Genomic DNA, 26549 nt, shown 5'->3' with positions numbered 1-26549 from the left:
GGCAGTGCGGAGTAGGTTCACGGGTGGTGCGTCGGCCCAGTGTCGAAGGATTGCGCGCCGGAGGAGTGTGAGACCGGATGAGCATGCGCGGGCTCGGGGGCTTCGGCTTCGGACTGGGCAGGTTGTCCCGCAGCGATCGGGAAGTGCTGTCGCACAAGCTCAAGAAGGGCTTGGTGCGGCGGGTGATCAGCTTCGGCAAGCCGTATCGTTGGCAGGTTGCGGCGTTGTTGATCCTGGTGATCGTCGGGGCGGCGATCGGTGTCGTGCCACCGCTGTTGTTCAAGGACCTGATCGACAACGGCGTGCTGGGCAAGGACTACGGGCTGGTCGTCGGGCTCGCGGTTGTGGTCGCGGTGATCGCGGTCGTCGACGCCGCACTGTCGATCATCCAACGATGGTTCTCGGCGCGGGTCGGGGAAGGTCTGATCTTCGACCTCCGGACCCAGGTCTACGATCACGTCCAGCGGATGCCACTGGCCTTCTTCAGTCGGACCCAGACCGGCAAACTCGTCTCCCGGCTCAACTCCGACGTGATCGGCGCCCAGCAGGCGTTCACCGGCACGATGATCACCGTGGTGTCCAGCGCGATCACCTTGATCACCACACTGGTGGCGATGGTCCTGTTGAGCTGGCAGCTCACTGTGGCGGCGTTGGTCCTGCTGCCGATCTTCCTGATCCCGGCACGCATCATGGGCCGTCGGCTGGCCGGCATGACACGCGAGCAGATGCAGCTGAACGGCGAACTGTCGGAGACGATGACCGAACGGTTCAGCGTCAGCGGCGCGCTGCTGGTCAAGCTGTTCGGTCGCGGCGACGACGAACATCGCAACTTTGCCGGCAAGGCCGGGGCGGTGCGCGACATCTCGGTCGGCATCGCGATGAACGGCCGACTGTTCGTCACCGCGCTCACCCTGGTTGCTGCGCTGGCCACCGCCCTGGTCTACGGGGTGGGTGGCGCGATCGCCGTCGGGGGAGCGTTGAGCGTCGGCACCCTGACCGCGCTGGCCGGCCTGCTGACCCGGCTGTACGGCCCGCTCACCCAGCTCACCAACGTCCGGATCGACGTCATGACAGCACTGGTCAGCTTCGAGCGGGTCTTCGAGGTGCTCGACCTGCGACCGATGATCGCCGACCGGGACGACGCCCGCGGCTACACCGGACCGGCGACGATCGCCTTTGATCATGTCGGCTTCAGCTACCCCCGCGCCGACGAGGTGTCGTTGGCCAGCCTCGAGTTGGTCGCCACCACCGAGAACAGGCCGGACAACCCGGTCTTGTACGACATCGACTTCCGCGCCGACGCCGGCCAGACGGTCGCTCTGGTCGGTCCGTCCGGTGCGGGCAAGACCACGATCACCCACCTGGTCGCACGGCTCTACGACCCGACCTCCGGCGCCGTCCGGGTGGGGGATTCCGACGTCCGCGACCTGACCCTGGAATCACTGCACGGCGCGGTCGGCTACGTCACCCAGGACGCCCACCTGTTCCACGACACGATCCAGAACAATCTCCGCTACGCGCGGCCGGACGCGACCGATGATCAGCTCTGGCGGGCGCTGAGGGCCGCCCAGGTCGGTGATCTTGTCGGGTCGCTGCCCGACGGTCTGCAGACGGTCGTCGGCGAGCGCGGTTACCGGCTGTCCGGCGGCGAACGGCAACGCTTGGCGATCGCCCGATTGTTGCTGAAGGCGCCGCCGATCGTCGTCCTGGACGAGGCGACGGCGCACCTGGACTCCGAATCCGAGGTAGCGGTACAACGGGCCTTGGACCGGGCGATGGAGGGACGGACCAGCTTGGTGATCGCCCACCGGCTCTCCACGGTGCGCAACGCCGATCAGATCCTGGTCGTCGATCACGGCCGGATCGTCGAGGCCGGTGATCATGACCGACTGATCGCCGCCGGCGGGTTGTACGCCGAGCTCTACCGCACGCAGTTCGCCGAGAAGATGGAGGGCTGACGGCGCGGCCGGGACTCAGCGCTGGGCGAACTCGGAGATCCAGACGTCCACGTCGACCTCGACCGGCGGTTGCAGCGCGCGGACCCGCTCGGCGATCCGTTCGTCGGTGTGGTGCGCATTCGGCCCCATCGTGACCAACGCGATCAGCTCGTCGTCGGCCAGCCGCAGCCGATAGCGCAGCCGATCTCGCTGTACTGGCTCCAGGTGCGCACTCATCGTCGCCTGCAGCCGGTCCTGCTTGTCTGCTTCGATGCCCAACAGGCCGAGCGGTTCGCGTAACTGCCGGAGGTGGTCGGGCCCCGGGGTGACGACGATCAGCCGGCCGCCCGGGGCCAGCAGGCGCGCGAATTCGGGCGGATTACGGGGTGCGAAGATCACCATCAGCAGATCGATGTGGCCGTCGGCGATCGGCAGTCCGGCCCAGGTGTCGGCGACCACCGCCCCGATCCGGGCATGGGCACGTGCGGCCCGCCGACAGGCCGGCACCGAGATGTCGGTAGCGATTCCGGTCGCATCGGTGATCCGGTCCAGGACGGTCGCCAGATAGTAGCCCGTGCCGGCCCCGGTCTCGGCCAACCGCGGCCGCCCCTGCTCGGCGGGCAGTCCGTCGACCGCGGCGGCTGCCCGGTCCGCGATCGCGTCGGCCAGTGCACGATAGTGATCAGCACCGAGGAAGCGGTCCCGGGCGGTGATCATCTCCGGGCTGTCGGCGTTGGCAGGCTGCCGGCCCGTGAGGAGGTTGACATACCCCTGCCGGGCCAGGTCGAAGCTGTGGCCGGTCGGGCACCGCACCGTACGATCCATGATCGACAACGGCCGGTGACAGTTCGGACAGGTCAGCAGATCGGCGACCGCGGACAGGCTCATAGGGCTCGCAGTGCGCCACCGTCGACGGCCAGCAGGCTGCCGCTGACGTACGACGCCGCCGGCGACAGCAGGAAGGTGGCGACCTTGCCGAACTCGTCGGGATCGCCGTACCTGCGCAGCGGGATCCGGGCCGCGCTGCCCCGGCGGGCGGCCTCGGGATCGTCGGCCAACGAGTCCAGGTACTGTACGCGTTCGGTGCTGATCCGGCCGGGCAACAGGCCGTTGATCCGGGTCCCGTCCGGGCCGTGTTCGTCGGCCACCTGCTTGATCAACATCGCCAGCCCGGGACGCAGCCCGTTGGAGATGCTGAGGCCGCCGATCGGTGACAGGGCGGAGGTGGACAGCACACAGGCGATCGCCAGGTCGTCGGCCGTACCATGGTCGACCACGGCGCCGATCGTCCGCAGCGCGGCCAGGAACACCGACTCGAAACCGTCCCGCCATTGGTCGTCGGACATCGCCAACGCCGGGCCGGCCGGTGGGCCGCCGACACTGATCAGGGCACCGTCCAGCCGGCCGTAGGTCGCCACGGCCAACCGGGCAGCCTGCGCCGGGGTCTCGACGGCGGTGAGGTCGGCGGTCAGTGCGACCGCGGAGTCCGAGCCGAGCTCGGCGACCGCCTCATCCAACACGTCGCCGCGGCGGGCGACCAGGACGACCTTGGCGCCCTCGGCGACCAACTGGGTCGCGGTGGCGCGGCCGAGCCCGCTGCTGGCGGCAGTGACCACGAATACACGATCGGTGAGCTGAAGGTCCATGGGCCGATCGTGTCACGACTCAGATCGTGTCACGACTCACGGGCGACCTTGGCCGCCGCCGCACGACGTTCGCGACGATCCCGCAGATCACCGCGGATGAAGACCACGACGCCGAGGACGCCGATGCCGGTGAACATGAACCACTGCACCGCGTACCAGAAATGCGGGCCGTCGTTGAGCTCCGGGAGATCGATCGGGGCGAACGTGGTCGGATCGGCAGGATCCATCGTGAGCGCGTCGATGTAGCCGTTCACCACCGGCCGACCCAGCGCCGAGCCGATCTTGCCTGAGTTGATCAAGCGGGCATGTCCGTTGACCGGAACCGTCGCACTGTCCCGGCCGGTCTCGTCGGCTCGAACCCGGCCGACAACGGTGACCGTCCCGGTTGGCGGTGGTGGCGCCTGCTGAGCGATCCGCTGGCCGCCGTCGACGGGGATGAAGCCGCGGTCGATCAGCACGGTCCGGCCGTCCGAGGTGCGCAGCGGTGCGACGACCTCGTAGCCGGAGTCGTCGGAGTTGTCCCGGTAGCGGATCACGAACTGCCGATCGGCGTCGAAGGTGCCGGTGACCCGGACCCGCTTCCATTCGTCGGCGGCCCCGATCGGGTGACTGAAGATGTCGGAGAACTCCGCGACCGGGGCACGCTCGTTGGCACGGACGACGACGTTGCCGGCGCGCCGCTCATCGAGGCGCCGCAACTGCCACTGACCGAGCTTGACGAACGTCACTCCGAGGACGGCGACGAACAGCGCCAGCGCGACCCAGCGGACCCACAGCGGGTATTTCGGCGCCGGCGGCGGGCCGGACCTGCGCTGCGGCCTGCGCTGCTGGGGCCGACGGTGTTGCTGGGTCGGCCGCGCCGGATCGGTAGCCTGCTGGGACACCACCCGAGCTTACGTCAGTCGTCCACGGCCAATGCCGCCGCGGTCGCCGTCGCGGCCGTCGCGCCGAGCGCTGCTCCGCGGCCGACGGCGACCCCGACCAGGTAGCAGGTCAACGGGGCAGCCGGCCGGTCGATCTGATGCGCCGCGTCGCGGGCCAGATCGAGCAGCGTGTGCATCATGTCGGTGTCGAGCTCGACGTCGCCGATCTTCAGCTCATCGGCAAGCTTGCCTAGCCATGCGTCCAGTTCCATACCTGACTCCATGAGGTTCAGCCCTTCCCATGCGACCGCGGGCCGGCGCAACCGCACTCCTAGACCATCGCAGGCCGATGATCGCACGAGCGGGGGCGGGTGTTGCGAGGTGCCCTCCGCGGGGCATGATGGACGGCACCTTGTCATCCGCGGAAGGAACCCCATGAGCAAGCTCGGCAATCTCGCTCTGCTGGCAGTCCGGCTCGGCGTCGGAGGCACCCTGATCTCGCACGGCGCACAGAAGCTCTTCGGGGCGTTCGACGGGCCTGGGTTGGACGGGGTGACCAAGGGCTTCGAGCAGATGGGCTTCCCCGAGCCGCGCCGGGCCGCACAGTTGGCCGGCCTCGGTGAGACCCTCGGCGGGGCGTCGCTGGTGCTCGGGTTGGCGACCGGCGCCGGTGGTGCGGGAGCGGCAGGCACGATGGCGGTGGCGGCCAGTACCCATGCCCCGAACGGGTTCTTCAACACCGACGGCGGGTTCGAGTTCCCGGCCGTCCTCGGGCTGGTCAGCAGCGCTCTGGCACTCGGCGGCCCGGGTGCGCTGTCGCTGGACGCGGCGACTCGGAACGTCTTCAACAAGCCGTGGATGCGGGTGCTGGCACTGGCCGGTTCGTTCGGTTTCGCCGCCTACACCGCGATGTCGCGGCAACCACCGGCAGCCGCGCCGGTCGACGAACCGGCCTGAGCCCGGAGGCTGAGCCCCGATCCGCACCCGGGCAGGCACCCGGCCGTTTCCGACGGTTTCGGGCGCGCGTAGGCTCGTCGCATGAGCGGAGTGCTGGCCGATCGCCACGGTCGGGTTGCGACCGACCTGCGGGTCTCGGTGACCGATCGCTGCAACCTGCGCTGCACCTACTGCATGCCGGCCGAGGGCCTGGACTGGATGGGCCGCGACGAGTTGCTCACCGAGGACGAGCTGCTCCGACTGATCGGGATCGGCACCGAGCTGCTCGGGATCCGTACGGTGCGGCTGACCGGTGGCGAACCGCTGCTGCGTAAGGGGCTGGAGGAGTTGGTCGCCGGCATCGCCGCGTTGCCCACCCGTCCGCAGATCGCCCTCACCACGAACGGGATCGGGCTGGCCCGGCGGGCAGAGCGCCTGGTCGACGCCGGCCTGGACCGGATCAACATCTCACTCGACACGCTGGACGCCGACACATTCGTCCGGCTGACCCGCCGTCGTCGACTCGACGATGTGCTGGCCGGCGTGGCCGCGGCCACCGAGGCCGGGCTGCAGCCGGTCAAGATCAACTCGGTGCTGATGCGCGGGATCAATGATCATGAAGCCGGGCCGCTGCTGCGGTGGGCGATCGAGCAGGGCGTGCAGCTGCGATTCATCGAGCAGATGCCGTTGGATGCCCAGCACGGTTGGGATCGGGACACGATGATCACTGCCGCGGAGATCCGGACCACTCTGGCGGCGGAGTTCGATCTGGTCGAAGACCAGGTCGACGTCCGCAGTCGGGGGAGCGCACCGGCAGAGCTGTATCGGATCGCCGGCACGGCCCACCGGGTGGGCATCATCGCCGCGGTGTCCGAGCCGTTCTGTGGCGCCTGTGATCGGGTCCGGCTGACCGCCGACGGCCAACTGCGCAACTGCCTGTTCGCCCGGACCGAGCAGGACCTCCGGTCCCGGTTGCGGTCCGGAGCCACCGACCAGCAACTCGCCGACCAATGGATTGCCGCCGTCGCGATCAAGCGTCCTGGCCACGGCATCGACGACCCGTCCTTCCTGCAGCCGGACCGTCCGATGTCCGCCATCGGCGGCTGACCCACCGGACAATTCTGGATTGGGTCAGGGGGCCAGCGGCTCGATCTCGCGGAGGAAGCCGCGGGCGCTGAGGAACTTCGCCAGCGACTCGCGGTGCTCGGCGCAGGCCAGCCAGTGCTTGCGACGGTCCTCGGTGTGGATCTTCGGATTGTTCCAGCGCAGGTCGAAACCGGCCGGTTGCTGGCAGCCCTTCGCCGAGCAGATCCGTTCGTCCGATTCCAGTCCGGGTTCAGCCACGACGTCCTTCCTGCTGGGGTCCGGTGTCCGACTCGCCCGGACCCGGACTGCCCGGACCCGATGCGGTCGAATTCGGGTCGGTGGAGCCGGGGTCGGAAGCGTCAGCGTCGGGGGAGTCGGCCGATCCGTTGCGCGGATCCAGCTCACCGAGGGAGCTTCCGGTGATGCTGAACCGGGGACCGGATCCGGTCTCGAAGGTGCCGCGATCGGAACGCTGGTCGGCCTGATTGGCGAACATCACCGCGATCGCGGGCAGCACGACGGCGGCGGCGAACAACAGCCACCGCCACGGGTTGGGCACCCAGATCATCGCGATGAAGCAGGCGACCCGGAAGCCCATCGTCACGACGTAGCGGATCTGTCGACCGCGGAAGTCCTCGCTGGCGCCCGGCTGCGCGGACGTGATCAGGCTCGGGTTGTCCCCGCGCCGTCCGGTCCGCGAACCATGTGCCGCACTCACACCTTCACTCTAGACGCCCGCAACCAACGAGCACCGCCGCCGTCCGAGTCGAGGCACGACGTAGGGAGATCGGCGTCCCGGGCGGTCGGGCGGCGGAGCGATCCGCGCGACCGGATCCGGTCTTGTGGGGCTGCCTCCGTCGCTGCTGCTGGTCGCCGATCCGATAGCGTGTCGGCGTGACTGACGCAGGACAGACCGCAGGATCAGGTACCGACACAGCCGACGAGGGCTTCCAGCCGCGGAGCGTGCTGGTGACCGGCGGCAGCCGGGGGATCGGCCGGGCGATCGCCGAGCGGTTCGCCGCCGCCGGCCACAAGGTCGCCACCACATCGCGCAGCGGGGAGGCTCCGACCGGGGTGCTCGGCGTCGAGTGCGACGTGACCGACGCCGGCCAGGTCGACGCCGCGTTCGCCCAGGTCGAGCAGGCGAACGGCCCGGTCGAGGTGCTGATCGCCAACGCCGGCATCACCAAGGACACGCTGGTGCTGCGGATGTCCGACGAGGACTGGCAGTCGGTGATCGACACCAACCTGACCGGATCGTTCCGGGTCGCCAAGCGCGCGGTCCGGCCGATGATCAGGAACCGGTTCGGTCGGATCATCTTCATCTCCTCGGTGGTCGGGATGCTCGGCTCGGCCGGGCAGGTCAACTACGCCGCGTCCAAGACCGGGCTGGTCGGACTGGCCCGTTCGTTGGCCCGCGAGGTCGGCTCCCGCGGCGTCACCGCGAACGTGGTCGCGCCCGGCTTCATCGAGACCGACATGACCGCCGTGCTGTCCGACGAGTTGGTCGCCGAATACAAGAAGCAGATCCCCTTGGGCCGGCTCGGCGCGGTCGACGATGTCACCGCCGCCGTCGAGTTCCTGGCGTCCGACAGCGCCGGCTACATCACCGGTGCACAGATCCCCGTCGACGGCGGGATCGGGATGGGCCACTGATCCTCGGCGCGACCCGCGATCACCAAATTTCATGATCAACCCGCAAGATCAAGTACGGGAGTAGCAGTGGGAATCCTTGAAGGCAAGAACATCCTGGTCGCCGGCGTGACCCTGGACACCTCGATCGGTTTCCACGTCGCCAAGATCGCCCAACAGGAGGGCGCGACGGTGATCGTGTCCAACTTCGGTCGGGCGATGAGTCTGACCCGGCGGGTGATCAAGAAGCTCGATCCGGAGCCGGTGCTGCTCGAGGTCGACGTCAGCAACGAAGATCATCTGGCCGCCCTGGAAGGCAACCTGCGCGAGCATGTCGATCGGATCGACGGGGTCGCGCACTGCATCGCGTTCGCCAATCCGGAGACCGCGCTCGGTGGCGGTTTCCTCACCACGCCGTGGCCCGACGTCGCCACGGCGATGCAGGTGTCGGCGTACTCGTTGAGCAGCCTGACGATGGCGGTCAAGCCGCTGTTCGGTGAGACCGCCTCGGTGGTGGGCTTCGACTTCGACGCCACCGTCGCCTGGCCGGTCTATGACTGGATGGGCGTCGCCAAGGCCGCGTTGGAGTCCACCTCCCGCTACCTGGCCCGCTATCTCGGGCCCGAGGGCGTACGGGTCAATCTGGTCTCGGCCGGCCCACTGGACACGCTGGCCAAGAAGGCGATCCCGGGCTCCGAACAGTTCAACGACGTCTGGGGCGAGCGCGCCCCGCTCGGGTGGGACCCGAAGGACATCAACCCGGCAGCGAAGGCCGCCGTCGCGCTGCTCAGCGACTGGTTCCCCAAGACCACCGGCGAGATGGTGCACGTCGACGGCGGCATGCAGAAGATGGGCGCCTGAAGTCTCGGGCAGTCACGTGATCGATCAACGGCAGCGGCACACCACCGGACAGCTTGACGTGACGGTGAGATAGGGCTCGGGGATGGCAGAACGGTTCGCCGGCCGCTACGAGTTCGTCGACGTTCTCGGCGACGGCGGGATGGGTACGGTCTGGCGGGTCTGGGACCACAAGGAAGCGACCTTCCGTGCGGCCAAGATGCTCAAGCAGTCCGACAGCGCCTCGTTGCTGCGGTTCGTCCGGGAGACGTCGTGGCGGATCGATCATGAACATGTCGTCACCCCGGTCGGCTGGTCGGCCGAGGACGATCGGGTGCTGTTCACGATGCCGCTGGTCGCCGGTGGCACGGTGGCCACGCTGGCCCGCGACTTCGGTGCCCTGCCGGGAATCTGGGTCGGTGACCTGATCGGTCAGCTGCTGTCCGCGCTGGTCGCGGTGCACGCTGCCGGGCTGGTGCACCGCGACATCAAACCGTCCAACCTGCTGCTGGACGCGACCGGCACCGGCCGCCCACGGCTCCGGTTGACCGACTTCGGCATCGCAATGGCGGTCGACGATCCGCGGATGACCAGGGTCGGTGAGGTGATCGGTACGCCGGGCTACCAGTCGCCCGAGGCGTTCCGCGGCGCCGACCCCGACCCCCGGCAGGACCTCTACTCGGTGGGGATGGTCGCCGTCGAGCTGCTCACCGGTGCCCGACCCCCGAGTGGGAGCAACGCCGATCCGGTCGAGCTGGCAGAGATCGGACAGAGTTCATTGGCGCCGGTGGTCGGCAGACTGATCGAGCCGGACCCCGAACGCCGATTCGGTTCGGCCCAACAGGCCCTTGATGCGCTGCACGGCTGCACGCCGACGGCCTGGGATCGCGAACGCAGCCGGGAGATCGAGGTCTTCGATCACCTGCCCCCGATGCCCGAAGGATGGACGACCCACGGGCCGCGCGAGACCGCGTCACCGGCCCCGTCCCAACCTGAGCCGTTGCAGTTCCAGCGACCCCCAGGCCAAGAACTCCCAGCCCGAGAACTCCCGATCCAGCACCCCCGGGACCCACAACCCCAGAAGCAGCAGGCCTGGCCACCGGCGTCGGACCGCCCGATCGCTGCCGGGCACGGCGAGCGATATGTGGCGCGCGGCGATGATGGACACGGACCGGCGAACGGCACCGCCGCGCCACCGGCTCGACGGCCCGCTGGGATCGTGTTTCCGCTGCTGGCGATCGGCGCCGGACTGATCCTGATAGCGGTCGCCGCCCTGCTGCTCAGCTGATCGGTTCCGGTGATCAGCTGCGGCGCCGGATCAACACCACGATCAAAGCGACGATGCCGCCGAGGACGGCGAGTCCACCGACCGATCCGGCGGCGATCCCCACCGCGCGGATCAACGGGTTCGGCTTGGCGTCGGAGTCGTCGACGGCCGTACCGCTCTGGTTGCCGGTCGGCGACGGATCGGGCGTCGTCGGGGCACTGGCCGATGGGGTCGGCGTCGACATACTCGGCGTGCTGCCGGCCGAAGGGCTGGCGCTGGGCTGTCGACCCTTTTCCAGATATGTCGGCTTGCCCACCACGTCGCCGTCGACGCCGACATTGAGCGTGAACGGCAGCTGGTAGGACTTACCCTCCGCGGGGCTGAGCCCGACCGCGATGTAGTAGACGCCGGCGCGGTTGGCTCCGGACTTGCTGGTCACGAAGGACGTCCGATTCCGGTACGCGACCGGATAGCTCACCGCATGTGCCTCGGCGCCGTCCGGTGCGACGATGACCTGGGTCTTGGACTTGACGACGTTCTCGGCCATGGCCCGGGACGGCGAGAACAGCTTCACGTTGAGCCAGTTGGGGCCGTTGCCCATCGCGTCGTCCAGTTGCTGGTTGAGTGGCTTGATCCGGGTCTCGGCAGTGAGGTGCTGTCCCCACTCGATCGGCAGCTGGAAGATCTGCACCTCGCCCGGCACCAAGGTGCCGCTGAAGGAGCCGGGCTTGATGTCGGTGGCTTGAGCGAACGAGCTGCCGCCGACGATCTTGGTGGCCGGTCCGGTCTCCGGTGGGGCGTAATCGGAGTCGGGCAGCTCCTTCGGCAGCGAGTCGACGTTGTCGACCGGAGGTTCCTCGGCGACCCGGAGCTCCAACGGCACGGTGCGGGACGCTCCGTCATTTTCCTTGCGGGTCACTTCCACCGTGAACTCGTCGTTCTCGGTGCACTTCTCGTCCCAGTCGCGGTAGCCCGGAGCGGTGATGGCCACGCTGATCAGCTGGCCGTACTGGACGGGGTGCTGTTCGGTGGCGAACCCGCAGTTCGAGGTGTCGCCGATGATCTTCAGGTCCAGGCCGTCGGATTCGTCCAGCGTGGTCAGCGACGCCGAGACGTGGAAGGTCGACCCCGGCAGCGTCCGGCGCAGCGTGTAGAACAGATCGCTTCGCGCTCGCTTCGCGCCGCCGATCTTGTCCTGCCAGTCGCCGACGGTCAGTTCCGGGGCGCCATCGGCCTGCTCGGAGCCGGTGATCGGCTTGCCGGTCGGCTTGTACGGTCGCAACGACCGCGTCGCGACGGTATCCAACGCCTTGCCGATGTCGTCGGCGCTGTCGGCGTCGTAGTAGTGCCCGTGACCGGCCTTGGCCACGCACTGCAGCATCGAACGGGCCTTGCCCGACACGTCCAGTCCGACCACGTCGACCTTCAGATCGATGCCCTGTTCGGCGAGATCGCCGGCCACCTCACAGGGATCCGGCGCGCAGGTCGGCTCCCCGTCGGAGACCAGGACGATGGTCCGTTGGCCGTCGTTGCCGAGGTCCTTGCCGGCCTGCTGCAGCGCATAACCGGTCGGTGTTTCGCCGTACGGCTTGTACTTCTCGACCGCCGCCTTCAGATCGTCACGGTTGTCGGTGCCGAGGTCGACGACTCGCTGGGAGTCGGTGCAGGCACCCTTGTCGCTGCGATCGAAGACCTTGGCCCCGTAGACCCGGAGGCCGACCTGCTGGCTGCCGGGCAGCCCGCCGATGACGGTGTTCAACGCCGACTTGGCGGCGGAGATCCTGGTCTTGCCGTCGGACAGTTTCTCCTTCATCGATCCGGACGAATCCATCACCAGCATCATCTTGTTCGCCGGGTCGGCATGGGCGGCGGGTGCCGCCGGCAGGACCACCGCCGTGATGCCCAGCAGGGCAGTGGCCAGCGCCACGACCGTCGGCTTGATCAGTCCGGTACGCATCAGGTCCTCCGAGAATGTTCAGCACCGAGATTTGCAAAAGTAAATATGCCAGCGGGAGAGGTCACCCGCAAGTCGATCAGGTAGATTTGCTTCAGCAAATATGCGAAGGACCAAGGAGGCTCCCGGTGGGCGGCAGCGATGACGAGGTTCCGCGCAACCGACGTGCCCAGACCGAGGTCTACGGCGAGCCGCTGAACGATCTGCTCGTGCGCTGCGCCGGCGCGCTCGGTCTGACCCAGGGGCGGTTGGCAAACCTGCTCGGTGTCTCCGCGCCGATGCTGTCCCAGTTGATCAACGGGCACCGGGTCAAGCTCGGCAATCCGGCTGCAGCGCTGCGACTGCAACACATGCGGGACCTGTTGATCGACGTCGAGACCGGCCGAACCGCCGTGCCGGAGGCGCTGGATCAGTTGGAGCGCAATCGGACCGCCGACGTCTTCACCATGACCACCCAGCAGGACGTCGGCGGGGTGGTACGAGAGATCCAGGAGGTGTTCCGGGCGACCGCGTCGGCGCCGGAGTTCCTTGCCGCGGCGGACCGGCTGGCCCTCGATCACCCGCAGATCGCGGAGCTGCTGCGTGCCTACGGCGCGTCCCGGACCGCCGATGCGGTCCAGCACTACCGGCGGAGCCGGTCGGTGGGCCGCTGACGGCCGGTCAGGCAGCCGCGTCAGCCGACCGACGACTCCGGACGGGGCGGAAAGCTGACCGCGGCGCAGAGCGCGTCGCTGGCCGCGGTCCGAAGCCGTCGCAGCACCCGGGCTCGCTGGTCGGCCTCGTAGACCGAGATGGCCGCACCATCGTCGTCCAGGGCGACGTCGGCGGCCTGCAGCAGGCGGGCCGCTCGCTCGGCGGTGGCCAACTGCCGGCTCGGGTAGCCGGGGGCCAGGCGCAGAGCGGTGTCCGGCCGGGGCCGGGTGCCGGCGGCGATCTCCAAGCTGGTCAAGGTTGCCGCGGCTTCCAGGACCACCTCGTTCAGGGCGCGCTCCGCGTCGTACGGGGTCAGGGTGGTGAACGGACGCTCAGCGGCGAAGACCCGCCATTGCACCGCCGGACCCACCCGGCCCGGCACCAACGCGATCCCGGCGGTCAGCCCGATCACTGCCTCGCCTGCCTCCAGCGCGGCCTCGTTCAGCTCGCGCGGACCGCGCAACGCACCGGGCGTCCCGGGCACCGGGAGCGCCAGCACCCAACTCTCCCGTTCGACCAGTCGGAGCTCCGGCAGCACCTGCTCCAACGGGTGCGCGGTCAGCGGGTCAAGTCCCAACCGCTGATCACGGTCCACGACGTGATGGGCGACCTCGGGTTCGGTGATCGCCTGCGCGGCGACCTCGGCGCTGATCTGGGCATGCTGCAGCGCATTCAGGTGGCTGGCGAGCCTGACTGACGGCAAGTGCACCCGAACACGGTACGTCACCGGTGGTGAGAGTGGGCTGATCGGCAGCGTCTTCCAGCCCTGTCGGGTTCTTCCAAGCATTGCGGTGCGGGCGCGGCTAGGTTCGGCACGTGCATGCGAAATCGACCTTTACCGTTGCCGACTACACGCCGACCGAGAATCCGGGACAGGTCGGTGACCTGCCGATGATCGACACCGCAGCGTCAGCCGGCCTCGCCTACCTGACCAAGACCTTCACCGGCGAGCTGTCCGGGCGCTCGGTCACCTGGTTCCTCGGTGCGCTGAATCAGCAGACCGGGGCCGGGTCGTACGTGGCTCTGGAGGCGATCAGCGGCGAGATCTGCGGCCGCAGCGGCACCTTCAACGTGGTGCACGGGGCATCGACCCATGGCGCCGACCGCACCGATGAACATTTCAGGATCGTCCCGGACAGCGGCACCGGCGAACTGGTCGGGATCAGTGGCACCGGCACGTTGAGCATCGACCCCGACGGCACGCATCACTTCGACCTCGACTATCGGTTGCCCGACTGAGCTGCAGCCGGTCGATCTTCGGCTGACCGGCCTCGCTCAGAGACCGATCGGCGTCGAATCGGTGCGACAGGGTGCCGGGCTCGACGCCGAGTGAACGGCCATCTTGTAGGTTCTCCAGTGTGGCAGCCGTAATCGATCTCGCCGACGTCAGCATCGTCCGCGGTGGATCGACCTTGCTCGACAAGATCAACTGGACCGTCGACGAGTCCGAACGCTGGGTGATCATCGGCCCGAACGGCGCCGGCAAGACAACCCTGCTGCAGGTGATCTCGGCGCAGATCCATCCGACCGCCGGGGTCGCCGGCCTGCTCGGCGAGGTGCTCGGCACCGTCGACGTCTTCGAGCTGCGGCCGCGGATCGGTCTGACCTCGGCGGCGCTGGCCGAGCGGATCCCGCGCGGCGAGTCGGTGCACGATGTGGTGGTCTCGGCCGGCTATGCGGTGATCGGCCGCTGGCGGGAGTCCTACGACGATCTGGATCATCAGCGGGCCGACGAGCTGCTGGCGCAGTTGTCGATCGCGGAGCTGGCCGACCGTACCTTCGGCACCCTGAGCGAGGGCGAGAAGAAGCGGGTCCAGATCGCCCGTGCCCTGATGACCGACCCGGAGCTGTTGCTGCTGGACGAGCCGGCCGCCGGCCTGGACCTGGCCGGCCGGGAGAATCTGGTCCGCACCCTGTCGGAGATCACCGCCGATCCGTACGCGCCGGCCACCGTGCTGGTCACCCACCACGTCGAGGAGATTCCGACCGGCATCACTCATGCTCTACTGCTGAAGAGGGGCGGCATTGTCGCTGCCGGACCGCTGGCCGAGACCCTGACCGCCGAGACGTTGAGTGAGACCTTCGAGCTGCCGTTGCAGCTGACGGTCAGTTCCGGCAGATACGCGGCCCGCGCTCTGTGATGAGGCACTATGGAGGTAACCGCTCAACCGACGAGGGGGTGACCTACTGATGGCACCGATGATCAATCTGACCGATTGGCTCGGCGACAATCCGTGGGCGCTGTGGCTGTCCCTGGCCGCGCTGCTCGGCGTGGCCGAGATCATCTCCCTGGACCTGGTGTTGATCATGATCGCTGCTGGCGCGGTCGGGGGCGCCGTGACGGCATTGATCGCCCCCGGTCTGTGGGGGTTGCAGATCGTGGTGGCGGTGGCCGTGTCGGTCGGCATGCTGTTCCTGCTCCGGCCGACCTTGATGAAGCGCATCCACCAGATGCCCGGCTATCGCAGCTCGACCGACAAGATGGTCGGCAGCAGCGGAGTGGTGACGGCAGAGATCGGTGCCTCCGGTGGTGAGGTCAAGGTCGACGGGCTGACCTGGACGGCGCGTCCGTACACTCCGGATCTGGTGATCGAAGAGGGCACCGAGATCGAGGTGTACGAGGTCGACGGTGCGATCGCCGTCGTCTACCCCAAGTACGGTGAACTACCGAGCCCGTAGGCTGGGTAGACACGGTTGCTTCCAATCGCAGCAGAGGAGCTCGATAGCCATGGGCGGCATTATCGTCCTGATCGTCGTCGTGATCTTGTTGATCATCGTCCTGGGATCGGCGATCAAGATCATCCACCAGCAGCGCGTCGGGCTGGTCGAACGACTCGGCAAGTTCCAGCGAACCATCGGACCGGGCCCGCACCTGGTGATCCCGATCGCGGACAAGGTGCGCTACAACATCGATATGCGCGAGGCCGTCGTACCGTTCCCGCCGCAGGGTGTGATCACCGAGGACAACCTGATGGTGAGCATCGACTCGGTGATCTACTTCCAGGTGATCGATCCGGTGCGCGCGGCCTACGAGGCACAGGACTACATCCGGGCGATAGAGCAACTGACGATGACCACACTGCGGAACATCATCGGTGGTCTTGATCTTGAACAGACGCTGACCAGCCGCGAGGAGATCAACGGCAAGCTGCGGGTGGTGCTGGACGAAGCCACCGGCAAGTGGGGGATCAAGGTCAACCGGGTCGAGCTGCGGGCCATCGAGCCGCCGCCCACCATCCGCGACGCGATGGAGAAGGGCGCCCGGGCCGAGCGTGACAAGCGGGCCTCGATCCTGCTGGCCGAGGGGCAGCGGCAGTCCCAGATCCTGTCCGCCGGCGGTGAGAAGGAGTCGGCGATCCTGCGAGCCCAGGGTGATCGGGAGGCCGCCGTGCTCCGCGCCCAGGCCGATCGGCAGTCGCAGATGCTGCGCGCCGAAGGCGAGGCCCAGGCGATCAGTACGGTCTTCAACGCGATCCATGCCGGTCAGCCGGACCAGGCCCTGCTGTCGTACCAGTACATGCAGATGATGCCGCAGATCGCCCGCGGCGACGCCAACAAGGTATGGGTCGTGCCGTCGGAGATCGGCAAGGCTCTGGAAGGCCTGGGTGGCGCCTTCGGGCAGGGCGCCGCTGCGGAGGGCAAGGAAGGAAGCGGGATCCCGGCCCGGATCGAGGGCGACTTCAAGGCGCCGGAGAAGATCGACGTCCAGGCCGAGCTCGTCGAGCAGAAGAAGCAGGACGACGCCGAGGCCGACAAGCGGGTGCAGGAAGCGATCGCCGCCGCTCAGGAGTTGGAACGGGAGCCCGGCGGCCGGCGCGGCGGCTCCGCGCTGCGCAGCGACCAGAAGGCAGCGCTGGGCATCGGTCCCGATCAGCCGGCTGCTCCGCAGTTCGACGCCCCGGGCGGTCCGGCGGAGGAGTCCGGCTCGCAACCCCAGCAAGGCCAACAGGCACAGCAGCAGGGTGCCAATCCGTTCCTGCCGCCGGCCGGATCCGATCAACCGGGCGCGGGTCAAGCCGGTCCACAGCACCAGTCGCAGCAGCCGCCGTTCGGGCCGAGTTCGCAGCCGACGCCGCCGGCCGGGCCGCCCCCGCAGCAGTAGGCCGGCCTCCAGGAGGAGACCCGCCGTACGATGCCCGGATCAGCGCAGCGCGAGTTCCAGCAGCTCGGCACCCGGTAGGTCGCCGGCGAGGGCGCCCGGGATGGCGAGTTTGCTGCCGCGCAGCCCGCTGCCGATCACGATCCAATCGCGGTCGGCAACGGCGGCATCGACCAGCACCGGCCAGTCGGCGGGCAGCCCGACGGGGGTGATGCCGCCGTACTCCATGCCGGTCTGCGCCACCGCCTCGTCCATCGGGGCGAAGCTCAGCTTACGGACGCCGAGATGCTTGCGGACGGTCTTGTTGACGTCGGCCTTGTCGGTGGCCAGCACCAGGCAGGCCGCGGTGCTGGTCACCTCGCCCCGACGTCCGGTGACGACGACGCAGTTGGCCGAATTCTCCGGCGGGGAGTCGAAAGCCTCGCAGAAGGCGGCGGTGTCGGCCAACGTCGGATCGATGCTGGTGACGAAGACCGCTGCGGTGTCGAAGCCGCCGGCGTCCAGCGCCTGCCTGACCGGTGCCGCCAGCAGATCGGGCGCCGAGAGCGCCGGCTGCCAGCTCAGATTGCCCAAACCGACCGGAGTTTCGGCCATCGCACACGTCCCTTTCGTTGTTGTCACGGATCGCTGGGGTGCCGCCGTGCTCAGCCGAGACTACGGTCTGCCACCTGGACGATTGCGTCGCCCCCGGGTGGACCTGGGATGATGGAGGCATGAACGCGCCCGTTCCGTACCTCTCCGGCCTCCGCCTCAGCGGCCGCCGGGTGGTCGTCGTGGGCGCCGGTCGGGTGGCCGAACGACGGCTGTATCGGCTGCTGGAGGCCGGCGCGACGATCGAGGTGATCGCCCCCGATGCGACCGCACCGATCCAGCGGCTGGACGCCGCCGGCCGACTGACCTGGACGCGTCGCAGCTACCTGCCCGACGATCTGGCCGATGCGTGGTACGTGCTCGTCGCCACCCGCGACAGTGCCTGCAACGAGCAGGTGTCGGCCGAGGCCGAGCGGCAGCAGATCTTCTGCGTACGAGCCGATGATCGCGACGAGGCGACCGCCTGGACTCCGGCGAGCGCAGAGGTCGACGGCGTCCAGGTCGGTGTGCTGGCCGGCGGTGATCATCATCGGTCGCGACGGATCCGGGACACCCTGGTGCAGCTGCTGATCAAGATCATCGGGTCCGAGCGCCGCGACCGGGCTGCCTGATCCAGCGGCGATGCTGATCGAGATCACCGATCCCGCCGACCCTCGGCTGGACGACTACATCCGGCTGCGCGACGTCAACCTGCGCAAGCATCTGGAGAGCGAACGTGGGCTGTTCATCGCCGAAGGCGAGAAGGTGATCCGGCGGGCTATCGAGGCCGGCTACCCACCACGTTCCTTCCTGCTCGCCGAACGCTGGCTGAGCTCGCTGTCCGATGTGCTGGCCGACCATGATCAGATCCCGGTCTATCGGGTGACCGAGGAGCTGGCCGAGCAGGTCACCGGCTTCCACGTGCACCGGGGCGCGCTGGCGTCGTTGCACCGGCAGCAGCGGCACACGGTGGATGATCTGCTCGCTCTGGATCGGCTCGTGGTGGCTGAGGACATCGTGGACCACACGAACGTGGGGGCAATTCTGCGCAGCGCTGCCGGACTCGGGTGGCAAGGTGCCTTGCTGACTCAGCGGTCGGCCGACCCGCTGTATCGGCGATCGATCAAGGTCAGCATGGGATCGGTGTTCTCCCTGCCGTGGGCCCGACTGGAGGACTGGGGAGGTGCCGTAGGGATGCTTCATGAGCACGGTTTCCGGACCGTTGCCCTCGCGCTGGCCAACGACGCCGTCGATCTTGATCAAGCACGACGACTGCTGCAATCCGACCAGCAGACCAAGATCGCAATCCTCCTCGGCACCGAAGGCGCGGGCCTGTCCCGCCGTTGGATCGATCAGTCGAGTCTGGTCGCAAAGATTCCCATGTACGCCGGCATCGACTCGCTCAACGTAGCTGCTGCGACCGCTGTCGCTTGTTATGCCCTCGGTCCCAGTGGTCACGATCGCCCGACGTCCGCCTGACGTCGGCGGGACGGACGCAGCGGCAAGCCGCCGAGCAGGCATCGGTGCGGTGTTTAGAGACCGGGGTCTTCAGCTGCGGGGCGGTGTGGGCGCGGGAGATTGCCAGATGTGTTGGGCGAATCGTCCACGACCGAGGTCGTAGCTGCCGGTCGCGTTGACCAGAAACACTCTGCCGTCCGGCGCCCGGAACAAGAACGTTCCGGGCTCGGCTCGTCGCCTCTTCCAGAGTCCGTGGGTGATCACATTGTGCTCCCGACGGCCGTTCGGGCCGAGGTTGTCTTCTCGGGTTTGGGCCGGGAGACCGTCGAGGTAGGGGATGTTGTGATCAAGATCAAGGTGCTGCCCGATGGCCCCGGAGAAGGGGAACATGCTCCCGGGATATTTCAGGAACAGGCGTTCCCGCATGGCCCGTGGAATCTCATACGAATCCACCGGTGTCAGGTCAACCGCTAGGTCGATGACGGGTTTGACGGTGATGTTGCACTCGCCGAGCCAGTCGGCCACCAGGGTGGAGACCATGGGGCCGATGTCTTCGACTCGGGTGACGCCGAGTCCGGACTGGAGGGTCTCCTGGGCGATGTGGACGTAGAGGGTGGCGTTGGGTCGGAACTTCGCGGGATCGATCTGGCCGATCGCGCGGATCGCAAGCTCGGCCAATCGCCGATCCTGATCAACACGCGGAAACCGGGTCGACGAGTCGTCCTGGTCGAACGCATCGTTGGTGGGGTCGGGTGGCAGCAGATCATCGTGATCATCACGCTCGCCGAGCAGCTCGTCGGTGGCTGGGCCGTCATCGAGATGGCAGTCGGTGGTCGGGTCGCTGGTTTCTGGATCGTCGTCGGCAGAGCCCTCGGCGGCTGCGCCACCGTCATCAGCAGCGTCCCGCCGGTTCGTATCGCCGCTCATCGGTCGCGGGAGCAGCGAGTCGTCGTCGGGATCGGGGTCGAACAGGGTCGGTTCGGTGTCTTCGGCGATCATCCGGACCGCGTCGAGTGGGTTGGCCAGGACGTCGATCGCTGCGGCGAGGCGTTCGTCCTTGCTGCCGGTGTGGCCGCGGCGGGCGAGGATGTCGGCGATCCGGGTCACCTGAGCGTAGAACCGGATGATGGCCGGGGTTTTGGCCTTGATGTACATGCCTTTGATGCCGTGATGGTTGCTCTGGTTGATCCAGACGCCGACTTCTTCGGCGGCCTGTTCGGCGAGTTTGGCGATGTTGACCGCGTCGACGCGGATGATGATTGCCTCGAGTTGGCTCAGTAGTCGGCCGTAGCTGAATCGGCCGACCAGGTCGGCGATCGACCGGTCGACCTCCCGGGCTTGTTCCACAGTCAGGTGCCGGGTCTGCCGGGCGATGGTCTGACCGTCCAGTCCATCGATCTCGTAGCGACACAACCGCGCCCAGACATGCGGCAGCCGGTGGCGGAGGTCGAGAGCATCGGCGATCATGCGTTCGGCGGTGCCGGTGGATTTGTGCAGCTGGGCGGCCAGGTCGGTGACGCAGAACCGGGTGATCTCGGGGGTGCCGTCGCCGCCGGGCCGGATCGGCCGGTCACCACCGGGGATGGCCAACTGGTGCGGTGCGATGGAGTCGGCGGGGAACCGGTCGGCCCAGCTGGCGATGCTGATCAGCCGGGAGTTGAGTCCGACGCGGACCAGCCAGTCCGAGGCGGTGACCTGGTCCGCGAGTTGATCGGTGGTAAGGCACGTCGGATCGACACCCACCCCCGTGAGGGCGGTGCGCATCAACCCGCTGCCATCGATCATGTGATCAACACTAGACAAAGGGTCTGACACTCTGTGCCGGACGAGATCCCAAGCCAGCAAGGGTTATCCACAGATCTTGGAAGAGATTCTGGAGGTCGATGCCATCCAGATGGGCTGAAGTGTGGAGCGGTGTCGCGGCGAGAGCTGCTACGACTGTGTTCGGTTGTCCGACCGGCTCGTTGGCGGCACTTCGACAAGCTCACGGACCCGTGCGACCCGCGAGAAGTCCAGGACTCTGTCGCTGTCCGCGCTCTGCCGTTGGACGAGCGCGAGCTCCACGTCCGCGCCAAGGGGCGGCCGCCGGCCGACCGCCGATCGCGCTGGTCGATAACAGCAGGCGGGGCGATCGGTCACACGAGTACGGTGCCGGGCATGGACGAGAAGGCGATGTTGATCTACTACCTGCGGCGGCAGCGCGACCCGCTGCTCTGGAAGCTGAGCAATCTGGGCGAGCGTCAGCTCCGGATGCCGATGACGGCGACCGGCACCAATCTGCTGGGCGTCGCCAAACACGTAGCAAGTGTCGACGTCGGCTACTTCGGCGAGGTCTTCGGCCGGCCTTTCGGTGAACCGACGCCCTGGATGGACGAGGGTGCCGAGCCGAACGCGGACATGTGGGCGACCCGCGACGAGTCTGCGGACTGGGTGCGGAGCTTCTGCCGACGAGCCTGGGAACACTCCGACGCGACCATCGAGGCCCTCGACCTGGATGCCCCCGGCGTGGTGGCGTGGTGGCCGCCGGAGCGACGAAACACCGATCTGCGGACCGTCCTGGTGCACATGATCGCCGAGACCGCCAGGCACGTCGGCCAGGTCGACATCGTCCGAGAGCTCATCGACGGACGCGCCGGCGCCGACCAGACCTGGTCAAATCTCCCCGACCAGGGCGACAACGACTGGAAGAACTACGTCCAACGGCTCCGGAAGCTGGCAGAAAGCTTCCCCGGCTGACCCGCCGGGTCGCGGGGCAACGCCACAGCATTAGAGTCCGACCGTGGACCATAACGCGTTGATCGACTTCCGTCGCGAACTGCATCGGCACGCCGAGCCGGGGTTCCTCGAGTTCGGTACGGCCGCCCGGATCGAAGGCCGGCTGGCCGGGCTGCCGGTGACGATCTTGACCGGATCCGATGTTCAGGATCTGTCCGGTGTCGTCGGCGCGCCGGATCCGGCGACCCGCGAACACTGGGCTCGACTGGCGACCGATGGTGGCGCCGACCCCGACCGGGTCGATCACTACCTCGAACACGGGACGGCACTGGTGGCGCAGATCGACGGCGATCGTCCTGGTCCGACCTGGGCGCTGCGGACCGATATCGACGCGCTGCCGATCCGCGAGGCCGACGATGATCAACATCTTCCGGCCCGGGAAGGTTTCAACTCGACCACCGGGGCAATGCACGCCTGCGGCCACGACTGCCACGCCGCCATCGGCGTCGGCTTGCTGCACCGGCTCAGTGATCATGACTTTCCGGGCACCGTGAAGATCTTCTTCCAACCCGCGGAGGAAGGGGTCCGCGGTGCCCAGACCATGATCGATGCCGGCGTCCTCGACGGTGTCGATCGGATGCTCGGGGTCCACGTCCGGGGCGACAGCCCGGTGTCCACCGTGATCGGCAGCGTGGTCGGAGGGATGGCCACCCGCAAGCTCGCCGTCAGCTTCCAGGGTCGCGCCTCGCACGCCTCGGGCGCACCGCAGGAGGGACGTAACGCCCTGTTGGCCGCGGCGATGGCCAGCCTCGGAATCATGAGTCTGCCACGCTATGCCGGCACCGATACCCGGCTCAACGTCGGCACCCTGCACGCCGGCGACAACGTCAACATCGTTCCCGCGCTCGCCGAGCTGACCTGTGAGGCGCGTGCCGCCGACGACGAGGTGATCGACGACCTGACCGAACGGGTCCGGGCCGTGATCGCCGGCGCCGCGGCAGCGTACGGTGTTGATCATGACGTGCAGATCACCGGGCGAGCGGTGACCATTGCGCCGGATGACGTATTGGTGTCCAAGGTGCTGGATGCTGCCGCAACGGTGGACGGCGTGCCTGAGGTGCTGCCGACCAGTCCGCAGGCCGGCAGCGACGACGTCAACCTGATGATCAAGGGAGTCCAGCAGGCCGGGGGACAGGGCGCCTACCTCAACATCGGCGCCGACAGCCCAGCGCCGCATCACAACCCCTACTTCGACCCCGACGAACGGGCGATCTTCACCGCCATCGACCTGTTGGAAGCCATCGTTCGAACGGGCTGAGATCAAGGCAGACATGGAAGTCCCGACGAATCGGCCGGCCGACAGGCTGGCCGCCGCGCTCCATCGCTGGAACTGTCGCGTCGACGGCACCGAGTTGCGGGGCGGGATGTCGGTCGTCGTCCCGGTCCGGTCGGCCGACGGATCGCCGCTGATGATCAAGCTGCTCGATCCACAAGCGGCCCGGAAGGAGGCGATCGCGCTGCGCGCGTTTCCACCATCGGCAAGCGTACGGTGCGAGGACGCTGCCGACGACCTCGGCGCCCTGTTGCTGGAACGGCTCACGGCCGACTCGCTGGCCGGACACACGGTCGACGATCAGATCACCGTCCAGGCCGACCTCGCCCGCCGACTCGCGGTGGCCGACCCCGGAGGAATCGATCATCTCTCCGACAACGACGGCTGGCTGGAACACCTCTCGTCCTTGCTCCGGCAGCGGCCGCGGCTGCTCGACCGGCGGACGATCGACCTCGCTCGACGGACGATCACCGACCTCGATCAGGACCGGACCGTGACGCTGACGCACGGTGATCTGCATGCGATCAATGTGCACGCCGATGCCACCGGTGCCTGGCGAGCACTCGACCCGAATCCGCGAGTCGGCACGATCGCCTACGAGAGCCACACGATCATCCTGGAACGATCGCGATTCGACGACCTGGTTCGGGCCGGGTCGGTCGAACTGCTGCACCGGTTGGCGTTGTTCTCCGAGGTCGCCGGCGTCGACCGCAGCAGCTCGGCACTGCTGTGCCAGGCGCGAGCGGTCAGCTCGGCCCTCTACGAACACCTGCAGGGCAACCGCACACTCGCTGCCCACCTCCGCTGGATGGCCGACGCCCTCACCCCGGCCTGATCACGCCCGGGCCACACCTGGCTGCACCAGCGGCGGGACCACAGGTCAGGATGGAGGGGTGAAACTGTGCATCCTCGGCGGTGGTGGATTCCGGACCCCGTTCGTCTGGCAGGCGCTGCTGCGCGATGCCGGCACGCCACGGGTCGACCGGGTGTCGCTCTACGACACCGATGCGACCCGGTTGCAGACGATGCGGTCCATCCTGACCGCGCAGGCCGCCGACTTCCCCGACGCGCCGACCCTGGAGACGAGCACAGACCTCGATCCCGCTCTGGACGGCAGCGATTTCGTGTTCGCCGCGATCCGGGTCGGCGGCGTACGGGGTCGGCAGTGCGATGAGCATGTCGCCCTCGACCGTGGCGTGCTCGGGCAGGAAACCACCGGACCGGGCGGTTTGGCCTACGCGCTGCGGACACTGCCGGTGATGATCGACATCGCCCGGCGGATCCGAGAACGCGCACCCCAGGCGTACCTGCTGAACTTCACCAATCCGGCCGGCATCATCACCGAGGCACTCCAGACCGAGCTCGGCGACCGGGTCGTCGGGATCTGCGACACACCCTCGGAGATGGGCCGTCGGATCGCCGGCATCCTCGGTCATGATCACACCGCGATCACCATGGACTACGCGGGTCTGAACCACCTGGGTTGGATGCGCAAGATCATCGTCGGCGGACGGGACGTGCTGCCCGACCTGCTCGCCGACGACGCACTGCTGTCCCAGCTGGAGGAGAGCGAGATCTTCGGCGCCGACTGGCTGCGGACCTTGGGCATGATTCCCAACGAATACCTGTATTACTACTACTTCCAACGCGAGGCCGTGCAGCGGATCCGCAACTCCGGGCCGACCCGTGGTGACTTCCTGGCCAGGACCCAGCAGGAGTTCTACACCGCGGCGGCGGAGGCTGCCGCCCCCGCGGTTGTATGGCAGCGGGCCGTGGACGAGCGCGAGGCAAGCTACATGGCCGAGGCGAAGGGCGGAACCCAGGGGGCGCCGGCCGGCACACACGACGCGGCGACCGATCCCAGCCAGCTCGGCTATGCCGGGGTCGCTCTGGCTGTGATGCGGGCGATCAGCCGGAACGAACCGGCGTCGGCGATCCTCAACGTACGCAACAACGACACCATTCCCGCGCTGCCACCCGATGCCGTCGTCGAGGTGCCGACCACCGTCGACGGCACCGGTATCCACCCGTCGAACGTCACCCAACCTGGGCTGCATCAGATCGGTTTGATGCAACAGGTCAAGGAAGTGGAGCGGCACGTCATCGCCGCAGCCCGGGAACATTCGGCACGGCAGGCGTTGCTCGCCTTCGCACTGCATCCGCTGGTCGATTCGGTCCAGGTCGCCGCCGATCTGCTCGCCGGATATCGCGCCGCGATCCCCGAGGTCGCCGCGGTCTTCGACCGAAGCTAGTCCGACTCAGCCGGCCCGGGTCGTGGCCGCCGGTCTGGACACCACCAGATAACAGAAGATCGCAGCGGAGATGCCGGCGATCATCACCCAGATCATCGGTACCGCCGTGACCGACCCGCCGGAACTGGCCAGCGGCGCGGACACCGACATGGCGACGGCCTGCGCAACACCGGTCACCGCAGATGCCGATCCGGCGACCTGGCGGGCCTGGCTCGCGGCCAGGGCGCTGGCATTGCCGAAGACGAAGGCCTGGACACCCATCAGCAGCAGGAAACCGATGCAGGTGAGGACCAGCGGGGTACCGAGGGCGAAGACGCCGATCGCCAACCCCGCGACAGCAGCGGCCGAAACGCTCAGCCCGACCCCGATCAACCGTCGCGGTCGGAACCGGCCGACGATCCGTGCGTTCACGACCGACAGCAGCACCTGGGACAGGGCGGTGGCGGCGAAGAACAGCGCGAACGGCATCGGCTGCAGCCCCTTCTGCTGCTGCAGCACGTAGGAAGAATTCGCGATGTAGGCCATCATCGTGAAGCCCGACAACGATCCGGTGAGGGCGTACCCGACGAAGGAGCGGATCCTGATCACCTGGAGCAGGCCATCGGCGAAGCGGGCCAGCCCTCCGCCGTGCCGGCGATCCGGGGGCAGCGATTCTCCGACGACGACGATGGCGGTGATCATCATCGCCAGCCCGAAGCCGGCCAGCACCCAGAACACGGTCCGCCAGCTGCCGCCGACGGTGAGCACGGCGCCGCCGACCACTGGCGCGATCATCGGTGCCAGTCCGCCGAGCGCCATCATGATCGACATCACCCGTGCCAGCGTGTCACCACGCGCGACGTCCACCACGACGGCGCGGGCGACGACAGCGGCCACCCCGCCACCGAATCCCTGCAGCACCCGGAACATGATCAACAGACCGATCGACGGCGCCAGCGCACAGCCGATCGCGCCGAGCGTACACAGCAGACCACCGGCGATCATCGGCAACCGACGGCCCCGCTGATCCGACAGCGGTCCGCCGAAGAGCTGTCCCAACGCCATCCCGATGAAGAACGCCGTCAAGGTCAGACCGACCAGTGATGCCGAGGTGTCCAGCCCGGCCGTGACTCGCGGGATGGCAGGGGTGTACGTGTCGGTGGCGAACGGAGGCACGGCGCACTGCAGTGCCAGTGTCAACACCAGAACGGTCGACACCGCGGTCGCGGGCCTGCCGGCCGGACGCCGCTCATCGGAGGACACCATGTCGCCGTCAACCTCATCTCGGGGAA

28 protein-coding genes are annotated in these 26549 nt (G+C 68.0%); 17 read left to right on the top strand and 11 right to left on the bottom strand.

Translation table 11 applies throughout. The features are described from left to right. Positions 1-77: 77 nt before the first annotated feature. Complete coding sequence (locus tag BLU38_RS03675) at positions 78-1958, top strand: ABC transporter ATP-binding protein (RefSeq protein ID WP_091520030.1); 1881 nt, start codon at positions 78-80, stop codon at positions 1956-1958. 15 nt (positions 1959-1973) lie between these two features. On the opposite strand, the gene BLU38_RS03670 is transcribed toward BLU38_RS03675, so the two are convergent. Genes BLU38_RS03670 through BLU38_RS03655 form a run of 4 tightly spaced genes read right to left on the bottom strand, consistent with a single transcriptional unit; the run spans position 1974 to position 4718 of the window. Beyond that, positions 1974-2825 carry a putative RNA methyltransferase gene (locus BLU38_RS03670; RefSeq protein ID WP_091520027.1) on the bottom strand — a complete coding sequence of 284 codons (852 nt, stop codon included), beginning with the start codon at positions 2823-2825 and terminating at the stop codon, positions 1974-1976. Next, positions 2822-3583 (bottom strand): SDR family oxidoreductase, encoded by a 762-nt coding sequence (locus BLU38_RS03665; RefSeq protein WP_091520025.1) that lies wholly within the window; start codon positions 3581-3583, stop codon positions 2822-2824. Before BLU38_RS03665 ends, BLU38_RS03670 begins: the two co-directional genes overlap by 4 nt. Before the next feature lie 29 nt (positions 3584-3612). Continuing rightward, on the bottom strand, positions 3613-4467 hold the full coding sequence (locus tag BLU38_RS03660) for an SURF1 family cytochrome oxidase biogenesis protein (RefSeq protein WP_231920158.1): 855 nt from the start codon (positions 4465-4467) through the stop codon (positions 3613-3615). Between the two features lie 14 nt (positions 4468-4481). Beyond that, entirely contained in the window at positions 4482-4718 is a 237-nt protein-coding gene (locus BLU38_RS03655) for a DUF6457 domain-containing protein (protein WP_091520022.1), read from the bottom strand. Between the two features lie 163 nt (positions 4719-4881). Here BLU38_RS03655 and BLU38_RS03650 point away from each other — a divergent pair, with 163 nt between their 5' ends. Together BLU38_RS03650 and moaA are read left to right on the top strand one after the other, a co-directional pair. Continuing rightward, positions 4882-5403, top strand: a complete 522-nt coding sequence (locus BLU38_RS03650) for a DoxX family protein (protein WP_091520018.1) — start codon at positions 4882-4884, stop codon at positions 5401-5403. A gap of 81 nt (positions 5404-5484) precedes the next feature. After that, the gene (moaA, locus tag BLU38_RS03645) at positions 5485-6489 is read left to right on the top strand and encodes a GTP 3',8-cyclase MoaA (RefSeq protein WP_091520014.1); all 1005 of its coding nucleotides are present in this window, start codon (positions 5485-5487) and stop codon (positions 6487-6489) included. Positions 6490-6513: 24 nt separating this feature from the next. On the opposite strand, the gene BLU38_RS03640 is transcribed toward moaA, so the two are convergent. Together BLU38_RS03640 and BLU38_RS03635 are read right to left on the bottom strand one after the other, a co-directional pair. Next, a complete protein-coding gene (locus BLU38_RS03640; RefSeq protein ID WP_172836064.1) occupies positions 6514-6726 on the bottom strand; it encodes a hypothetical protein in 213 nt (70 codons plus the stop codon). Further along, a complete protein-coding gene (locus tag BLU38_RS03635; protein ID WP_091520010.1) occupies positions 6719-7186 on the bottom strand; it encodes a DUF3099 domain-containing protein in 468 nt (155 codons plus the stop codon). The genes BLU38_RS03640 and BLU38_RS03635 overlap by 8 nt, the downstream gene beginning before the upstream one ends. A 245-nt stretch (positions 7187-7431) precedes the next feature. Here BLU38_RS03635 and fabG point away from each other — a divergent pair, with 245 nt between their 5' ends. The 3 genes from fabG to BLU38_RS03620 all read left to right on the top strand — a co-directional run bounded on the left by fabG (position 7432) and on the right by BLU38_RS03620 (position 10225). Then, positions 7432-8124, top strand: a complete 693-nt coding sequence (fabG, locus tag BLU38_RS03630; protein ID WP_231920365.1) for a 3-oxoacyl-[acyl-carrier-protein] reductase — start codon at positions 7432-7434, stop codon at positions 8122-8124. 66 nt (positions 8125-8190) lie between these two features. Next, positions 8191-8961: an enoyl-ACP reductase FabI gene (fabI, locus tag BLU38_RS03625; RefSeq protein WP_091520002.1), complete on the top strand. Its 771-nt coding sequence runs from the start codon at positions 8191-8193 to the stop codon at positions 8959-8961. An 82-nt stretch (positions 8962-9043) separates the two neighbouring features. Then, on the top strand, positions 9044-10225 hold the full coding sequence (locus BLU38_RS03620; protein WP_091519999.1) for a serine/threonine-protein kinase: 1182 nt from the start codon (positions 9044-9046) through the stop codon (positions 10223-10225). Between the two features lie 13 nt (positions 10226-10238). Here BLU38_RS03620 and BLU38_RS03615 read toward each other — a convergent pair whose 3' ends face one another. Continuing rightward, positions 10239-12161 carry a VWA domain-containing protein gene (locus BLU38_RS03615; RefSeq protein ID WP_091519996.1) on the bottom strand — a complete coding sequence of 641 codons (1923 nt, stop codon included), beginning with the start codon at positions 12159-12161 and terminating at the stop codon, positions 10239-10241. 125 nt (positions 12162-12286) lie between these two features. Between BLU38_RS03615 and BLU38_RS03610 the strand changes: the two genes are divergently transcribed. Beyond that, positions 12287-12811: a helix-turn-helix domain-containing protein gene (locus BLU38_RS03610; RefSeq protein WP_091519992.1), complete on the top strand. Its 525-nt coding sequence runs from the start codon at positions 12287-12289 to the stop codon at positions 12809-12811. A gap of 20 nt (positions 12812-12831) precedes the next feature. Here BLU38_RS03610 and BLU38_RS03605 read toward each other — a convergent pair whose 3' ends face one another. Further along, entirely contained in the window at positions 12832-13560 is a 729-nt protein-coding gene (locus tag BLU38_RS03605) for a hypothetical protein (RefSeq protein ID WP_157683196.1), read from the bottom strand. Between the two features lie 107 nt (positions 13561-13667). On the opposite strand from BLU38_RS03605, the gene BLU38_RS03600 reads away from it, so the two are divergent. The 4 genes from BLU38_RS03600 to BLU38_RS03585 all read left to right on the top strand — a co-directional run bounded on the left by BLU38_RS03600 (position 13668) and on the right by BLU38_RS03585 (position 16953). Continuing rightward, positions 13668-14090, top strand: a complete 423-nt coding sequence (locus BLU38_RS03600) for a DUF3224 domain-containing protein (protein WP_091519985.1) — start codon at positions 13668-13670, stop codon at positions 14088-14090. A 119-nt stretch (positions 14091-14209) separates the two neighbouring features. After that, complete coding sequence (locus BLU38_RS03595) at positions 14210-14992, top strand: ABC transporter ATP-binding protein (RefSeq protein WP_091519982.1); 783 nt, start codon at positions 14210-14212, stop codon at positions 14990-14992. Positions 14993-15050: 58 nt separating this feature from the next. Further along, a complete protein-coding gene (locus BLU38_RS03590; protein WP_091531838.1) occupies positions 15051-15530 on the top strand; it encodes an NfeD family protein in 480 nt (159 codons plus the stop codon). A 49-nt stretch (positions 15531-15579) separates the two neighbouring features. Next, positions 15580-16953, top strand: a complete 1374-nt coding sequence (locus BLU38_RS03585; RefSeq protein ID WP_091519978.1) for an SPFH domain-containing protein — start codon at positions 15580-15582, stop codon at positions 16951-16953. 39 nt (positions 16954-16992) lie between these two features. On the opposite strand, the gene BLU38_RS03580 is transcribed toward BLU38_RS03585, so the two are convergent. Next, complete coding sequence (locus BLU38_RS03580) at positions 16993-17544, bottom strand: YbaK/EbsC family protein (protein ID WP_091519974.1); 552 nt, start codon at positions 17542-17544, stop codon at positions 16993-16995. Positions 17545-17663: 119 nt separating this feature from the next. On the opposite strand from BLU38_RS03580, the gene BLU38_RS03575 reads away from it, so the two are divergent. Further along, complete coding sequence (locus BLU38_RS03575) at positions 17664-18152, top strand: precorrin-2 dehydrogenase/sirohydrochlorin ferrochelatase family protein (RefSeq protein ID WP_091519970.1); 489 nt, start codon at positions 17664-17666, stop codon at positions 18150-18152. Between the two features lie 10 nt (positions 18153-18162). Next, positions 18163-18999, top strand: coding sequence for a TrmH family RNA methyltransferase (locus BLU38_RS03570; protein WP_091519966.1), 837 nt, complete (start codon positions 18163-18165; stop codon positions 18997-18999). Between the two features lie 69 nt (positions 19000-19068). Here BLU38_RS03570 and BLU38_RS03565 read toward each other — a convergent pair whose 3' ends face one another. Next, entirely contained in the window at positions 19069-20823 is a 1755-nt protein-coding gene (locus BLU38_RS03565) for a DUF222 domain-containing protein (RefSeq protein ID WP_157683195.1), read from the bottom strand. Between the two features lie 312 nt (positions 20824-21135). Here BLU38_RS03565 and BLU38_RS03560 point away from each other — a divergent pair, with 312 nt between their 5' ends. Genes BLU38_RS03560 through BLU38_RS03545 form a run of 4 tightly spaced genes read left to right on the top strand, consistent with a single transcriptional unit; the run spans position 21136 to position 25278 of the window. Beyond that, positions 21136-21714, top strand: a complete 579-nt coding sequence (locus tag BLU38_RS03560; protein WP_091519958.1) for a DinB family protein — start codon at positions 21136-21138, stop codon at positions 21712-21714. A gap of 43 nt (positions 21715-21757) precedes the next feature. Beyond that, the gene (locus BLU38_RS03555; protein ID WP_091519955.1) at positions 21758-23011 is read left to right on the top strand and encodes an amidohydrolase; all 1254 of its coding nucleotides are present in this window, start codon (positions 21758-21760) and stop codon (positions 23009-23011) included. 13 nt (positions 23012-23024) lie between these two features. Continuing rightward, positions 23025-23861 (top strand): aminoglycoside phosphotransferase family protein, encoded by an 837-nt coding sequence (locus tag BLU38_RS03550; protein WP_091519951.1) that lies wholly within the window; start codon positions 23025-23027, stop codon positions 23859-23861. A gap of 58 nt (positions 23862-23919) precedes the next feature. Continuing rightward, on the top strand, positions 23920-25278 hold the full coding sequence (locus BLU38_RS03545) for a 6-phospho-beta-glucosidase (protein ID WP_091519948.1): 1359 nt from the start codon (positions 23920-23922) through the stop codon (positions 25276-25278). 6 nt (positions 25279-25284) lie between these two features. On the opposite strand, the gene BLU38_RS03540 is transcribed toward BLU38_RS03545, so the two are convergent. Continuing rightward, on the bottom strand, positions 25285-26523 hold the full coding sequence (locus tag BLU38_RS03540) for a multidrug effflux MFS transporter (protein ID WP_091531835.1): 1239 nt from the start codon (positions 26521-26523) through the stop codon (positions 25285-25287). Positions 26524-26549: the final 26 nt, after the last annotated feature.

It is taken from the genome of Microlunatus soli, assembly GCF_900105385.1.
GTDB lineage: Bacteria > Actinomycetota > Actinomycetes > Propionibacteriales > Propionibacteriaceae > Microlunatus > Microlunatus soli.
The sequence above is the reverse complement of the archived record's forward strand: the minus strand, read 5'-3'. Positions and strand labels throughout refer to the sequence as shown.

Bases quoted from the DNA above. Each gene is read 5' to 3' on its own strand.
- BLU38_RS03575 (WP_091519970.1), top strand. From the start codon at position 17,664: ATGAACGCGCCCGTTCCGTACCTCTCCGGCCTCCGCCTCAGCGGCCGC.
- BLU38_RS03540 (WP_091531835.1), bottom strand. From the start codon at position 26,523: ATGGTGTCCTCCGATGAGCGGCGTCCGGCCGGCAGGCCCGCGACCGCG.
- BLU38_RS03585 (WP_091519978.1), top strand. From the start codon at position 15,580: ATGGGCGGCATTATCGTCCTGATCGTCGTCGTGATCTTGTTGATCATC.
- BLU38_RS03650 (WP_091520018.1), top strand. From the start codon at position 4,882: ATGAGCAAGCTCGGCAATCTCGCTCTGCTGGCAGTCCGGCTCGGCGTC.
- BLU38_RS03570 (WP_091519966.1), top strand. From the start codon at position 18,163: ATGCTGATCGAGATCACCGATCCCGCCGACCCTCGGCTGGACGACTAC.
- BLU38_RS03655 (WP_091520022.1), bottom strand. From the start codon at position 4,718: ATGGAACTGGACGCATGGCTAGGCAAGCTTGCCGATGAGCTGAAGATC.
- BLU38_RS03615 (WP_091519996.1), bottom strand. From the start codon at position 12,161: ATGCGTACCGGACTGATCAAGCCGACGGTCGTGGCGCTGGCCACTGCC.
- BLU38_RS03670 (WP_091520027.1), bottom strand. From the start codon at position 2,825: ATGAGCCTGTCCGCGGTCGCCGATCTGCTGACCTGTCCGAACTGTCAC.
- BLU38_RS03560 (WP_091519958.1), top strand. From the start codon at position 21,136: ATGGACGAGAAGGCGATGTTGATCTACTACCTGCGGCGGCAGCGCGAC.
- BLU38_RS03590 (WP_091531838.1), top strand. From the start codon at position 15,051: ATGATCAATCTGACCGATTGGCTCGGCGACAATCCGTGGGCGCTGTGG.
- BLU38_RS03675 (WP_091520030.1), top strand. From the start codon at position 78: ATGAGCATGCGCGGGCTCGGGGGCTTCGGCTTCGGACTGGGCAGGTTG.
- moaA (WP_091520014.1), top strand. From the start codon at position 5,485: ATGAGCGGAGTGCTGGCCGATCGCCACGGTCGGGTTGCGACCGACCTG.
- BLU38_RS03620 (WP_091519999.1), top strand. From the start codon at position 9,044: ATGGCAGAACGGTTCGCCGGCCGCTACGAGTTCGTCGACGTTCTCGGC.
- BLU38_RS03580 (WP_091519974.1), bottom strand. From the start codon at position 17,544: ATGGCCGAAACTCCGGTCGGTTTGGGCAATCTGAGCTGGCAGCCGGCG.
- BLU38_RS03550 (WP_091519951.1), top strand. From the start codon at position 23,025: ATGGAAGTCCCGACGAATCGGCCGGCCGACAGGCTGGCCGCCGCGCTC.
- BLU38_RS03665 (WP_091520025.1), bottom strand. From the start codon at position 3,583: ATGGACCTTCAGCTCACCGATCGTGTATTCGTGGTCACTGCCGCCAGC.